The following is a 14,655-nucleotide window of genomic DNA, read 5'->3' as shown; positions in this document are numbered from 1 at the left end:
CTCACCGCTTGGGTGACAAGCCGATGGCACACGCAACCACCGCTGGGTCTCCCTGGAAGGGGGTTCGCGTGGCAATCGACAGCTTGCTCGTACGCGGCGCCGCGCCGTCCGTATCCACGGCTCGCAACGTCGGCCGCTCCACCGACGGCACGGCATGCGCCGGGTCGACGATTTCCATGCAGCGGCGCAACGAGTTGAAGTCCGGTGACTGTGACAGCGCCAAATGCAGGGTCTGGCTCACGGACACGGAGACCAGCGAACTCTGCGCGCATTGCCCGTCATAGATCAGCGTATGGCGAATCAGCCGGTTGTCGTGGCAGTACTTCAGCAGGTTCACCTGTCGCGAGCGCACCAGCGCAGTGTCGATGATCAACAGGTCGAATGCCACGCCTTCCGAGCGCGTCAACGCTTGCAGCTCATCGAAGGAACTCAGCGGGGCGATGCGGTAATAGCCCAGCTGGTTGAGCATTTTCTCGATCTTGATTCGCTGCAGTAGGTCCGCATCGGCAATCAGCAGGCGTAACGCTTTATTGGGCATAGGGTAAACCTGACAGTTGGGCATCAGCGTCGATCATTCAACGGTGATCACGGTAACCGTCCGGAACGAGGCCTGACTTTAAGGCGAATCTGAAACGGTTACCCTGGGCATGCCGGTTCTTTTAAGAATCGCCTCAAAGCCTTTCCCCTCACGCCTGCCTACCATGGCCCGCGTCTCGAACGCCGCCATGGAATTTCTCTGTGTTCATGTTTTTACTGCGCCTACTGCTGCTGACCGGCGTACTGCTGACCCTCGCACCGCCGGCCCGGGCGGCACTGAAAATCGAAGGTACGCGCCTGATCTACCTGGGCCAGGACAGGGGCGCCACCATCGGTGTGGTCAACCAGGCTGCCCGCGAAGTGGTGGTGCAAACCTGGATCAGTGGCGAAGACACGCCGCCCAATGGCGACGTCCCTTTTGTCGCCACCGAACCCCTGGTTCGGCTAGGGCCCGGCGAGCATCACCAACTGCGCATCCTGTACGCCGGCGAGGGGTTGCCGACAAATCGTGAATCGCTGTTCTGGCTCAACATCCTGGAAATCCCGCTCAAGCCCGACAGCCCCAACAGCGTGCAGTTCGCGATCCGCCAACGCCTCAAGCTGTTCTATCGCCCGCCGACGCTGGTCGGCGGTTCGGCGCAAGCGGTGCAGCAGTTGGTCTGGAGCACCGACGGGCGCCGTGTCACGGTCAGCAATCCCAGTGCGTTTCACGTGTCGCTGGTCAACCTGCACGCCGACACCTGGGCCCTGAGTGATTACCTGCTGCTCAAGCCCAACGAGAGCAAAACCCTGGACGCACCGGGCGCGATCATCAAAGGCGCCCCCCTCCACTTCACCGAAATCACCGATATCGGCTTGCAGGCCCGCCACAGTGCGGTGCTCAAGTGATAGACCGCGAGGTATTTGCACCTATGTCACTCACCCGACGACTTCTGCCGATGCTGCTCTGGGCCTGCGCGGCCCTACCGGCCACCAGTCACGCGCTGGCCTGTCGCGAAGACGGCAGCGGTTCGATCATCACCCAGGAAGCGCTGGGGACCGCGCTGGCGGTGGCCGCCGATGCGCCCAACGGCACCATCATCTGGGAGTCCGGCCCGCGCACGACAAATGTGATCTGCAAGGACGACTACAATCATGGCCGTGAAGAGGTGTATTTCTACGTCAACCCGGCCAACGTGAGTATCGGCACCGGTATCCGCGTGGGCATCCGCTACAACAACCAGCCGATCACCCAGAGCACCGGCAAGGTCGGCACCGGGTTCTTTTCCGACCGGGGCTGCACCGCCAACTGCGTGGGCTGGGACAAGGCGCGCTTTACCCTCAACTTCAGTGTCTTCATCGAGAAATACGACCCTACGCCACCCAGTGGCCAGGCCAGTACGCTCACCTCCTATCGCGTGTTCCAGCTGGACGGCGTGCGCGGCCTCAACTCACGGCCCAACAGCAATTTCAACTACGTGGTGACGGGCATGAACGGCATCCGCTTCGTGCCCTGTACGCCGGAGCTGACCATCACCCCCAGCGTGGTCAACTTCCCGACGCCTTCGCGCAAAGCGGCGGTCGGTGAAGTCGCCAGCACCGCGAACTTCAGCCTGAACCTGCGCAAGGGTTGCGACACGCCCTACACCGTCAGTGCGCGCTTTGCGACCACGCCGGGCGGTGGCGCGGTGGTCAATGGCCTGCTGGTACCGGACAACAACAGCTCGGTGGGCATCGCATTATCCCGCGCGGAGAGCCAGCAACAGCTGCCTTTCAACAACTGGTTCACGTTGCAGGAACTGATGGGGCTGGGCCAGAGCCACGATGAATTCCGTGCCGACCTGAAATGGCGCACCCTGCCGATTCCCGGCGCGTTTGACGCCGCCGTGGTGGTCGATATGTATTACAAATAGCTGACTTTTAAGGATCGTCTTATGCCATCGGTGTCGGCCGGCAACTAAAGTCTGCCGATGCGATTGAAAAGTTATCTGCTCCAGATCAACCCCGTCCTCTCCCGACCCGAAGCTGCCAGAAGGCTGCTGCGTATTTTTGCGACTGTGCTGCTGATCGGCATATTGAGCGGGGTGTACACTTTTCTGCTGTCCACCTTCAACAATGATATTTCCCAGCGACGCGGCTACATGAGCAGTGCCATCGCCGAGGCCCACACCTTTTTCACCAACCGCGAGGCCTTGCTCGAAAGCCTTAGCCTGTCGGCGGTACGGCGGCCCTCGAAAACCCCGGTCTACACCTTCTCTCCGGAAGAACAGCACCTGCAACTCGGCGATTCGCCGGACAACCAGTGGAGCATCTGGCTGACCACGCGGATGCGTGAGTACCTCAAGGCCAAACAACTCAACTTGTTGTACGTGAACGCGGGGCCCACGCCGCAGGTGACGCGGCTGTACGATGCCACCACCCAGGTGCTGCCGATCTCCAAGTGCCTGCTCAACCGCCTCAAGGCCGTGCAACACGGCGATCCCAGCACACTCAATGAGTTATGGCTGAGTGACAGGACCGAGGGCCATTCGCACCTGTACATCTTTATCCGCCTGGATGAACGCGACCCTGAATCCGGCTGGCTCGGCATGGAGATGGAAAGCCGCGAAGTGTCCTCCGCTCTCAGCGACAAAAGTGCCGGCGAGTTCATGATGCTCAGTTCCCAAGGCATGCTGGTGTTCACCAACAGCGACAATGCGCAGCTCAGCCAACAACGCCTGAGGCCGGGAGAGGACAGCTTTTTCGGGTTTGTCGGCAACGGCTGGTTGCCCGATCACCTGGTGATCCGCAAGCACCTGAAATCCTCGGACTGGCAATTGATGTACTCCATCGACCTGCGCGCGGTGGTCAGTGGCCTGTGGAAGCAGTTGCTCGGCTCGCTGCTGTTCTGCTTGTTCAGCGTGACGCTGATTTGGCTGGTGATGCGTCGGGTTGACCAACGCTTCATCATCCCCTCGATCCATCGCATCCAGGCCTTGATCGAAAGCGAAGCGTTCGGCCGCGATGTGATCCAGACCGCGCCTGTCGCGCTGTGTGTCTTGCGCCGTACCGACGGCCAGGTGGTGTTGGAAAACACCTTGGCACAGCAATGGCTGGGGGCCGGTCCGGAGCGCGAAGCCTTGCGCGACGGCTGGATCGAGCAAGCCTTCGCGAACGGTCCGTCCGAACGCAGCGACTACTTTGAAACCATCGACGGTCGTCACCTCTACCTCAGCAGTGCGCCCACTCGCTACAAAGGCGAAGACGTGTTGTTTTGCGCCTTCAGCGACATCAGCGCACGTAAGCAGGTCGAAGCGGCGCTGGAAGAAGCCCGGCAATCGGCCGATGCCGCCAACGCGGCGAAAACCCTGTTTCTGGCGACCATGAGCCACGAGATCCGCACGCCGTTGTATGGCGTGCTCGGCACCCTCGAACTGCTGGCGCGCACCCAACTGGACACCCAGCAAAAAGACTACCTGCACGCAATCGAAGGCTCCTCCTCGACCTTGTTGCAACTGATCTGCGATGTGCTGGATGTGTCGAAGATCGAAGCCGGGCAACTGGCCCTGGAGTTGAGCGAATTCTCGCCGCTGGACCTGGTACACGAAATCATCCAGGGCTACGCGGCAGCTGCCCAGGGCAAAGGCCTGCAACTCTATGCCTGCTTCGACCCCAAGCTACCGGAACGCTTGATCGGCGACGTGACCCGCATCCGCCAGATCCTCAACAACCTGCTCAATAACGCCGTGAAGTTCACCGACTACGGGCGCGTGGTGCTGCGGGTCAAAGTCCTGGGGCGCGACGGCGAGCGTTCCAGCCTGCTGTGGCAGGTCTCGGACACCGGCAAAGGCATCGCCCAGGAAGACCAGGCGCTGATTTTCGAGCCGTTCTACCAGAGTGAAGGCAATACCAACGTGGTCGCTGGCACCGGCCTGGGCCTGCCGATCTGCCAGCGCCTCACCGAGTTGATGAACGGCAATATCCGCATGGTCAGCGAATTGGGCCTGGGCAGCAGCTTCAGCCTGACCTTGCCCCTGGAAGAAGCCCCCACCCCACCCTTGCCAGCCCTGCTGGCCGAAACCATTTACATCGCCTCGCCCATCCCGGAACTGGCGAATGCGATCAGCGGCTGGCTACGCCGCTGGGGCGCACGCGCGCAGACCGCCCTGCCGGCGCAGACTGACGGGCACCTGCTGTTGCAACTACACCCCGGCAACGTTGACCCGTTGCTGGTCGCCGACTGGGCGGGCCCGGTCATCCATGCCAGCAGCAACGCCAGCAGCCCCCCGCCGGATGAGGCCGGTGCATGGCACGTCAACCTCAACCACCTGAGTGCGATCCATCAAGCGGTCAGCCAGGCACAGGGATTGTGGGTGGCACGCGCCGACGAACAGACACGCCAGCGCGACCTGAAAAAACTCAACCTGCACCTGCTGGTGGCCGAAGACAACATCATCAACCAGCTGATACTGCGCGACCAACTGGAAGAACTCGGCTGCACCGTGGAGTTGGCCGCCGATGGTCATGAAGCGTTGCAGCTCTACACCGCCGGCACCTTCGACGTGGTGCTGACCGATGTGAACATGCCCCACATCAACGGCTACGAACTGGCGCGGGAACTGCGGCGCCAGGGCTGCCCGTTGCCGATTATCGGGGCCACCGCCAACGCGATGCGCGGCGAGGCCGACCTGTGCCTGGCCGCCGGCATGAACCACTGCCTGGTCAAGCCTTTCGCGTTGCGGGCGCTCTTCAATTCCCTGGCGCCTTATGCACGGATCATTCATGAAGCCCCTTAGTATTTTGATCGTCGAGGACCATCCTCTGCAGCACATCTACTTGCAGCACCTGCTCAGTGAGTTGGGGGATTTCATGCTCGAAGCCGCCCAGGATGGCAAAGAAGCGCTGGAACGTCTTCGCCAACGGGACTTCGACCTGGTGCTCACCGACCTGCTGATGCCCGGCATGGACGGTGTGCAATTCATTCAAAGCCTGGCCAGCCTGCGCTGCAAGCCGGCATTGGCGATCATGAGCGTAGCGTCGCGGCGCATGTTGATGGCCGCCAGCCTGGTGGCCAAGAACCTGGACGTGGAAGTGATCGGGCTTATCTCCAAACCGGTGGCTGCCGACGCCCTGCGTAGCCTGGTCGAGCAACTCAGGCACAAGATGCGCACGCCCTCTCCTCTGCCGACCAAACACCTCGACATCGACCGTCACACGCTGATCCAGGCCATGGGCAACGGCCAGTTGCAAGCCTGGTTCCAACCCAAGAAGTCCCTGGCCAACGGTCGCATCGTCGCTGCCGAAGCACTGGTGCGCTGGATGCACCCCGAGCAAGGCGTGATGTTGCCCGGCGCCTTTCTGGAGGCGATCAAAGCCTTCGAACTGGAAGAGCGCCTGTTGTGGCTGGTACTCAAGCAGGCAATCTATGCGCAAAAACAATGGTGCCTGCGCGGCTATGACATCCCGGTGTCGATCAACCTGCCGACCCATTTGCTCAACAGCCATGATCTGGCCGACCGTTTGCTGGAGTTCGTGCTGTTGCACGACGGCATCCCCGGCATGATCTGTTTCGAGCTGATGGAGTGCTCGGTGCCCCAGGACATCAGCAACTTCTACGCCGGTGCCTGCCGCCTGCGGATCAAGGGGTTTGGCTTGTCCCAGGATGATTTCGGCAAAGGCTACAGCTCGTACCTCAACCTGGTCTCCACGCCGTTTACCGAACTCAAGATCGACCAGGCGCTGGTCCAGGGCTGCCACGACAACGAAGGCATGGCATCGGCCCTGGCGAGCATCATCAGCCTGGGCCGCAAGCTGGGCCTGACCGTGGTCGCCGAAGGGGTGGAAACCCCACAACAACTGGCCCTGCTGCGCAAGATCGACTGCAACCAGGTGCAGGGGTTCTTGATCTCCCACGCGGTATCTTCCGAACAATTTCAACAACTTCTGAACAATGATGGCCCCGCGACATCTCATTAGGCGCCAGGCACGGATCTTTTGTTGCAGAGAGGGGCTAAGCTCCATCCAGTGCCGATTTTTTCTCCGCCTGCGGACGTCCTTGATGAAGCACAACAACGCGATCCTCGAAGCCTTCACCCGAAGCTCATTGCGCTTGAACAAAGGCCTGATGCTGATGTTCGGGGTCGCGTTGCTGCTGGCCCTCACCAACTACTGGTCGCTGCAACGCGGCGTCGATATCCGCTATGGCGCCATGCGGTTTCACTTCGCCCGACTGATGGAAAACCTGGCGCAGCAGGAAGCGTTCCTCAAGAACTTGGCGCATCCCGGCATCCAGGCCGAATTATTGCGCGCCACCAACGTCCAGATCAGCCTCAAAAGCCGTATGGTCGACACTCGTCGCACCTTGTACGAGGGCCAGAAGTACTCATTCTCGGTGCCATTCAGCGTGGCGTTCGATGAGCAGCGCGTAGGTGTCAGCGCCCGTCCGCGGATATTCGCGTTGGGCGCTCATCTCACCAGTTACTACAGTGCCTTTTGGTCCTCCTCGCCGTACGGGGCGCCGCAGACGTTCGTGTTCAACCGCCAGGCGAATTACGCCATTGATATCCCTGCCGTGGACACGCCGCCGGGGCGGGTCAACGCGGTGCAGGATGCCCTGGCGCAGACGCCGCCGGGCCTGGAACCCGAGCGTGTGTACTGGCAGGCCGGGCCCGCGCCTGAGCATTTGCTGGCCTATATGGGTATTGCGCTCGACGGCCCGGACTCGGCTGTGGTCGGCACGCTGCTGGACCTGGCCCAGGCCGACGACGTACAGCGCGCGCTGGAGCGCTCTGCGTTTGATCGCATCACGTTGATTGCCCCTGACGGTCATCGGCTGATCGGACCGGAAGTCGTTGGCGCGCCGATCAGCGACGGCGTGCACTTCACCTCGAACGGTTTCGTATTCAAGATTTCCCAGGCCGGTGACCAGCCCTGGAGCGCGATCTATGGCTTGAGTTACGCACGTTATTTCCACTACGCCGTGTGGCCGCTGAGCAGCCTGGTCTTGTTCCTGGGCAGCCTGCTGGCGCTGGGATGGGCCGGCAGCCGCTGGTATCGGCGCCAAGTGATTGCACCGGCACGCCTGGCCCACGAGCACATTGCCGAGAGCGTGGCGTTCAGCCGCGTGATCATCGACACCGCCCCCACCGGGTTATGCGTGGTGCGCCGCAGCGACGGCGAAGTGTTGATCGAGAACCAGCGCGCCCAGCAGTGGCCGGGCACCGCACGCCTGGTCGCGGCCATGGCCGGCGCCCACGACAGCGCCGAAAGCGGCGAGACGCACCTGGAGATCGAAGGCCGTCACCTGCAGATCGGTTTCGTGTCCACGCGTTATCAGGCGCAGGACGTGCGCCTGTATGCGTTCAATGACATCACCCGGCACATCGAGGATGCTTCGGCGCTGGAAGACGCACGCCGCGTCGCCGACGCAGCCAACGAAGCCAAGACCCTGTTCCTGGCGACCATGAGCCATGAAATCCGCACGCCTCTGTACGGCGTGCTTGGCACCTTGGAGTTGTTGGGCCTGACCGACCTGGACCCGCATCAGAAAACCTACCTGCACACCATCCAGCGCTCGTCCGCCACGCTGTTCCAGCTGATCAGCGATGTGTTGGATGTGTCGAAAATCGAGTCCGGGCAAATGGCGATCGAGGCCGTGGAATTCTGCCCGCTGGACATGCTCGAAGACACCCTGCACACCTACGCCGCCTTCGCGCAGCGCAAGGGCCTGCAACTCTACAGTTGCATCGACCCGCAGTTGCCGGACAGCGTCATGGGCGACCCGCTGCGTATCCGCCAGATCCTCAACAATCTGGTGAGTAATGCGATCAAGTTCACCGACATCGGCCGCGTGGTGATCCGTGCCAGGGTGCGCGCACACGACGCTGACCAGGTGGAGCTGGAATGGCAGGTCACCGACTCCGGCGTGGGCATCGCGCAGGCACAGCAGGCCAAACTGTTCGATCTCTTTTACCAGGCTCCGGACACCGCAGGTGAAGGCGGTGCGGGCTTGGGGCTGCCCATCTGCCGGTGGCTGGCGCAAATGATGGACGGCCAGATCAAGGTCGTCAGCGAGCCCGGACTGGGCAGCAGCTTTACCTTGAAAATCCGCTTGCCGGTGTGTGCCGCTGCGCTGACGAATCTGCCCCTGGTGGAACCCAGCACGACGCCGGTGTATGTGCAGGCGCCGGTGCGTGAATTGGCGCAATCGATGTGCGACTGGCTCAACCGCCTGGGCATTGCAGCCGCCGTGGCTGCGCCGACCCAGGAACCGGGGGCCCATCGCGCCGTGCTGGTGGATATGTTGCCCGATCAACCTGCGCGACCCTGGATCGGCCAGCGCGTCATCTGCCTGCCGGGCGCCCACAGCCCACCCTTGCCGACTGAGCAGGGCTGGGTGGTCGACATGCACGATGTGCGGGCCATTGCCGCCACCGTATCCCTGGCGCAGCACGGCAAGCACGAACCACCACCGGCGGCCCAGCCACAGAGCGCCGGACGCTTGGGGCTGCGCATCCTTGTGGCCGAAGACAACCCGATCAACCAGGCCATCATCAAGGAGCAACTGGAGGCACTCGGCTGCTCGGTGAGCCTTGCCTCAAACGGCGAACAGGCCTTGCACCTGTGGCAACCGCAGGCCTTCGACCTGGTGCTGACCGACGTGAACATGCCCTTGATGAACGGCTACGAACTGGCCAGGACCCTGCGCGAACACGCGCCCCGCTTGCCGATCATCGGCGTCACGGCCAATGCCATGCGCGAAGAAGGCGTGCGCTGCCTGGCCGTCGGCATGAATGCCTGGCTGGTCAAGCCCCTGAGCCTGCAAACCCTGCGCGCGCAGTTGATCAAGCTGTGCAAGGTAGCACCGCCCACCGAAACCTTTGACGACACCGTGCACCTCTCGGACAAGATGCGCCCGCTGTTTATCAGCAGTGTGCAACAGGACCTGCTGCATATTGGCGAAGCGCTGGAACAGCGCGATGCCCACCGCCTCGGCCAACGCCTGCATTCAGCCGCCGGTGCCCTGGGCGCGGTGCAGGCCAACAGCCTGGCCCAGGCCTGCATCGAACTGGAAAGCGCACTTAACCGTGGCAGCCTCGACACAGCGCTGACGCTCAAGGTGAAGACGGTCATGCAACGCCTCTCGGCCGTCCTGGATACGCTCCAGCCCGGGCCCACTCCCCTCACTTGAACTGGCACTACGGACGGCCCCTTATGAAAACATTCAACGTGGTTATCGCGGACGATCACCCGATCGTGCTGCTCGGGGTGCGCGAACTGGTAGAGCGCGACACGCGCTTCCAGGTCGTGGGCGAAGCCGTCTGTTCGGCCGGCCTGATCGAGTTGCTGCAGCGCCAGGGCGCCGACATCGTGATCACCGACTACAACATGCCGGGCGACTCGCCCTACGGCGATGGCCTGAAGCTGGTGGAGTACCTGAAACGGCATTTCCCACAGGTGCAGATCCTGATCCTGACGATGATCTCCAACCACCTGATCCTCACCCGTCTGCAGGAACTGGGGGTGGTCGGCATCATCCAGAAAAGCCAGCTGCACACCGAGATCCAGCTGGCACTCAAGGCCATCGCCCAGCAAAGCGCCTATCGCAGCCTGGAACCGCCCAAGACGTCGGTGATCGAGACCCTCACCGCCATCGACGAACGCTTCTCGACGTTGTCACCCAAGGAGTTCGAAATCCTGCGTTTATTTATCTCGGGCATGAGTGTCAGTGATATTGCGCGCAGCCAGAACCGAAGTTCCAAGACTATCAGCGCACAAAAAATATCGGCCATGCGCAAACTTGAAGTCAGCAGCGATCAAGACCTTCTGGCGTATTGCCTGGCGCGCAATATCTTCAACTAAGCAATCACTTGAAAGCCATTCAAGGACAATGGCTTCCCCCTTTATCTACTGCCCTTGAACTCTCCATAAGTGCAACTAACCCTGCCTCTTCGACGCTTATAAGAATCGTCTTATTTGCCCGCCCGCCCTCGCCTCTTACTATTTCCCGGCAGTTCAGAAACCGCACTTTCCCACTCACACTTATGGACATCATCATGAAGAAGTTCTCCCTGGCTGTTATCGCTTCGGCCATTCTTTGCGCCTCCGGCAGTGCCTTTGCCGAAGAGCCGGTGGTACCGAAGCCAACCCTCGGCGGCAGCGGCAAAATCACCTTCACCGGCGTGATCAACAACGACGCTTGCTCGGTAGACGGCGCCAACTCCGACCGCACCATTTCGGTAGACATGGGCAACGTCTCGATCAAGGACATGGGCACTGCCGAGAACCCAACTGCCGGCCGTGTGACTGCCAAAGACTTCAACCTGAACGTCAACTGCAACCAGGGCACCAAAGTCGCGATGATTTTTGATGCCAACAACGGTGGTTCGGGCCTGGTGACGGGCAAGAACGTACTGGCGCTGAACCCAGGTTCGGCCACCGCGCAAAACGTCGGCATCGCCCTGCTCGACAGCAAGGGCACGTTGATCGACCTCAGCTCGCCGGCCACCGCACGTATCGAAAGCACCATGCATGGCCAGGGCACCGAAGGCGGCGACGCCACCCTGAGCTTTGCCGCCGCCTACGTCACCACCGGTGCCGCCGGCGCATCGACGGCCGGTCGCGGTGACGCCACCCTGCCGTTCATCCTGCAATACGAATAACCCCGGCGCCCGAGCACCGAACGCGCGAGGCCCTGCGGCCTCGCCCTTCTTTTTCTGATGACACCGGATAACCCTCATGCTGCCTCGTTCTCTCGCCGTGGGCCTCGGGCTGCTGGGCATGCTCATGGCTGCCCAGGCCGCCGCCAGCATTTCATTGAATGCCACCCGTATCGTGTTCGATGGCGACCACAAAGAAGCCAACATCACCGTGCGCAACGGTAACCAGGATGTGTTGATCCAGTCCTGGGTCGACCGCAACGATGCCAGCGGCAGCCGCGCGCCGTTCGCCGTTACCCCGCCGTTGGCACGGGTGTTTGCCAAGGAACAGCAACTGCTGCGCATCTTGTATGAAGGCGCGGGCATGCCCACCGACCGCGAGTCGGTGGTCTGGCTCAACGTGCAGGAAATCCCCAAGGCCAGCGCCGCCGAAAACACCTTGCAGTTGGCCATCCGCCAACGCATCAAGATTTTTTTCCGCCCTGCCGGCTTGCCTGGCAGTGCGTTGCAAGCCCCTGCCCAGCTGGAGTGGGCGCTGACCAAACGCGGCGCGCAAACGCTGCTGACCGTGAAAAACCCGACGCTGTATCACGTGTCCATGGCCGACATAAAGGTGCAGGCGCAACTGGCCAGTGACTCCACCATGGTCGCCCCAGGCGAGGAAAAACAGTTCCCGCTGAACGCTCCGGTGGCCGCTGGCACGGTGCAGTTGTCGTTCTCCAGCATCAATGACTACGGCGCGCAGAACCATTACACCGCCGCCCTGGCGGGTGGTGTTGCCCACGCCACCGAGTCACGCCTCAAACCCTGAGCACTTCGCCTCACGCTTGCTCGCCCACCCGGGATGCCACAGGTCTTCGCATGTCTTTTCTTTCCAGCAACAGGTCCGCATGTGACGCACTGAAATTGAAGACGCTGTGGCTGGCGATTGCCGCCTGCCTGCCCGCCTGGGCCCTGGCCGACGAGGCTGCGCAGACCTTCAACACCACCTTCCTGCAGGGCTCGCAGTCACCCGTCGACCTGCAACAGTTGCTGTCGGCCAACAGCGTGTTGCCGGGCACTTACCGTGTCGATCTGTACAGCAACGAAGTGCTGGTGGGCCGCCGCGATATCGACTTCAAGCGCAACCCGCAAAACGACCAAGTGCAAGCCTGCCTGACCCTCGACCTGCTCAAGCAACTGGGGATCGACATGGCCCGTTTGCAAGCCCAAGGCAAAATCGACCCGCAGCAGCCGCAGGACTGCTACCCCCTGGCAGCACTGATCGAAGACGCCACGGTGCGCTACGACAGCAGCCGCCTGCGCCTGCTCGCAAGCATTCCGCAAGTGGCCATGCAGCGCGGGCTGCGCGGGTATGTCGATCCGCAGCTGTGGGACGACGGCGTACCGGCCGCGTTCATCAACTATCAGCTCAACAGCAGCCGCACAGCCGGCGACTACGCCACGCGCATCGCCAATAACCTGGGCCTGCGCAACGGCCTCAACCTGGGCGCCTGGCGCTTGCGCAACGAATCGAACCTGAGCGGCGGCACCGGGCGCAAGAACACCTACACCAGCAACCGTACCTACGTGCAGCACGACGTGACGGCGATCAAGGGCCAGTTCAGTGCCGGTGAGATTTTTTCCGACACCGACCTGTTCGACAGTGTGCGTTATCGCGGGGTCAAACTGGCCTCCGACGAAGGCATGCGTGCCGACAGCGAACGTGGCTACGCCCCGGTGATCCGTGGTGTGGCGCAGACCAACGCGACGGTGGAGATCCGCCAGAACGACTACATCCTCTACACCGCCAACGTCGCACCGGGGCCGTTCGAGATCAACGATATCTACCCAAGTGGCTCCAACGGCGACTTGCAGATCACCGTGATCGAAGCCGATGGCACCCGTCGTGTGACGATGCAGGCGTTTTCCAGCTTGCCAATCATGGTGCGTGAGGGGCAAGTCAAGTACAGCCTCTCGGCGGGCCGGTTCAATAGCAACACCGAGGGCTTGGCCACTCCGCGTTTCCTGAGCGGTACCCTGGCGTATGGCTTGACCAGCAACCTCAGCGGCATCGTCGGCTTGCAGGCCAGCGAGGACTACAACGCCCTGTCCCTCGGCGCCGGACGCAACACCGCGTTGGGCGCGGTGTCGCTGGATGTCACCCACTCTTCAAGCAAGGCCCAGGGGCAAACCACCCAGGGCAGCAGCGTGCGCGCGTTGTACGCCAAGACGTTTGCCGGCACTGACACCAACTTCACCCTGGCCGCCTACCGTTACTCCACCGAGGGTTATCGCAGCTTCAGCGACCATGTCGAAGACATCAGCGACAGCATCCGCGTGCGCAGCGGCCATTCGAAAACCCGCACCGACCTCACCATCAACCAGAGCCTGGGGCGCAACCGCGAATTTGGCAGCCTGTATGTGAACGCCAGCGACCAGCGCTACTGGAATCGTGGCGGCTCGCAGAGTTTTTCCGCCGGCTACACCAGCAACTGGGGCAACCTGAGCTACAACCTCGGCGTGACCCGGACCAAGCAGATTGTCACGTGGGGTGAGCCGAGCAGTGACACCCAGGTGAACCTGTCCATCTCGTTCCCACTGGGCAGCCAGGCCCGTGCACCCCGAGCGTTTGTCACCACCAGCAGCCAGCACGGCGACACCACCACCCAGGCGGGCATCAACGGCTACGTCGCCGACGCCAGCGACACGTTCTACTCGGTACAGGCCGGGCACAGCGACACCAGTGGCGATTCCGGCTCGGTGAACATCAACAGCCGCACCTCGGTGGCGGATGTGAGCCTGGGCTACAGCCAGGGCCAGGGCTATAACTCGCAGAACCTCAACCTTGCAGGTTCGGTGGTGGCCCATGGCGGTGGGATCAACCTGGGACAGACGGTCAGCGAGACCTTTGCACTGGCTGAGGTGCCGGGTATCTCCGGGGCGAAGATCAGCAGCTACAGCGGTGTGGAGACGGGTTACAACGGCTATGCGGTGATTCCGAACGCTCAGCCTTACCGGGTCAACTGGGTCAGCCTGGACACCCGAGACCTGGGCGGCGATGTGGAAATCACCAACGCCACCCAGCAAGTGGTGCCGCGTCGTGGTGCCATCGTGGTTGCACGCTACAGCGGCACCACGGGGCGACGGGTGTTGTTCGAGTTGTTGGACGCGCAGCATAAGCCGCTGGGGTTTGGGGCTTCGTTGGAGGACTCGACGGGCAAGCAGTTGGCGATTGCTGATCCGAATGGGAATGCGTTGGCGTTGGTGGGGGAGGATCAGGGGACGTTGGTGATCAAGTGGGGTGAGCGCAGTTGCAGTGCTTCGTATGCATTGGGAGTGCAGAACAAGGCGTTGAATTATGAGCGGCAGGTGTTGGTGTGTGGGCCTTGATGAGCACGGTTTTTTGCCGAGTACATATCCGTTTTTTGGGTAACGGCTGAGATGGGTTCCGCCCTTACGGCGGGTCACTTTCGAAAAGCGCGAAAGTAACCAAAGCGCTCTTGCCCCAACACTCGGCACC

The 14,655-nt window shown here is 61.9% G+C and carries 10 protein-coding genes; 9 read left to right on the top strand and 1 reads right to left on the bottom strand.

Going from position 1 to position 14,655, the window contains the following annotated elements; all coding sequences use genetic code 11:
• Position 1: 1 nt before the first annotated feature.
• Complete coding sequence (locus tag ACP7BX_RS13265) at positions 2-538, bottom strand: chemotaxis protein CheY (protein ID WP_314529870.1); 537 nt, start codon at positions 536-538, stop codon at positions 2-4.
• A 206-nt stretch (positions 539-744) separates the two neighbouring features.
• On the opposite strand from ACP7BX_RS13265, the gene ACP7BX_RS13260 reads away from it, so the two are divergent.
• From ACP7BX_RS13260 to ACP7BX_RS13220, 9 genes are all read left to right on the top strand, one after another.
• On the top strand, positions 745-1,425 hold the full coding sequence (locus ACP7BX_RS13260) for a fimbrial biogenesis chaperone (RefSeq protein ID WP_426160738.1): 681 nt from the start codon (positions 745-747) through the stop codon (positions 1,423-1,425).
• Positions 1,426-1,448: 23 nt separating this feature from the next.
• Positions 1,449-2,429, top strand: a complete 981-nt coding sequence (locus ACP7BX_RS13255; protein ID WP_426160734.1) for a fimbrial protein — start codon at positions 1,449-1,451, stop codon at positions 2,427-2,429.
• Positions 2,430-2,486: 57 nt separating this feature from the next.
• Positions 2,487-5,291, top strand: coding sequence for an ATP-binding protein (locus ACP7BX_RS13250; RefSeq protein ID WP_061449027.1), 2,805 nt, complete (start codon positions 2,487-2,489; stop codon positions 5,289-5,291).
• The gene (locus ACP7BX_RS13245; RefSeq protein WP_061449028.1) at positions 5,278-6,471 is read left to right on the top strand and encodes an EAL domain-containing response regulator; all 1,194 of its coding nucleotides are present in this window, start codon (positions 5,278-5,280) and stop codon (positions 6,469-6,471) included. The genes ACP7BX_RS13250 and ACP7BX_RS13245 overlap by 14 nt, the downstream gene beginning before the upstream one ends.
• 82 nt (positions 6,472-6,553) lie before the next feature.
• Entirely contained in the window at positions 6,554-9,685 is a 3,132-nt protein-coding gene (locus tag ACP7BX_RS13240) for a response regulator (RefSeq protein ID WP_426160735.1), read from the top strand.
• Between the two features lie 23 nt (positions 9,686-9,708).
• Complete coding sequence (locus ACP7BX_RS13235; protein ID WP_025854954.1) at positions 9,709-10,356, top strand: response regulator; 648 nt, start codon at positions 9,709-9,711, stop codon at positions 10,354-10,356.
• A 194-nt stretch (positions 10,357-10,550) separates the two neighbouring features.
• Complete coding sequence (locus tag ACP7BX_RS13230; RefSeq protein ID WP_038849147.1) at positions 10,551-11,156, top strand: fimbrial protein; 606 nt, start codon at positions 10,551-10,553, stop codon at positions 11,154-11,156.
• 76 nt (positions 11,157-11,232) lie between these two features.
• Positions 11,233-11,964 carry a fimbrial biogenesis chaperone gene (locus ACP7BX_RS13225; protein ID WP_426160736.1) on the top strand — a complete coding sequence of 244 codons (732 nt, stop codon included), beginning with the start codon at positions 11,233-11,235 and terminating at the stop codon, positions 11,962-11,964.
• 50 nt (positions 11,965-12,014) lie between these two features.
• Entirely contained in the window at positions 12,015-14,525 is a 2,511-nt protein-coding gene (locus tag ACP7BX_RS13220; protein WP_426160737.1) for a fimbria/pilus outer membrane usher protein, read from the top strand.
• Positions 14,526-14,655: the final 130 nt, after the last annotated feature.

The organism is Pseudomonas sp. DWP3-1-3b3, assembly GCF_049896305.1.
In the GTDB taxonomy this organism is placed as follows: domain Bacteria; phylum Pseudomonadota; class Gammaproteobacteria; order Pseudomonadales; family Pseudomonadaceae; genus Aquipseudomonas; species Aquipseudomonas azotoformans_A.
The sequence above is the reverse complement of the archived record's forward strand: the minus strand, read 5'-3'. Positions and strand labels throughout refer to the sequence as shown.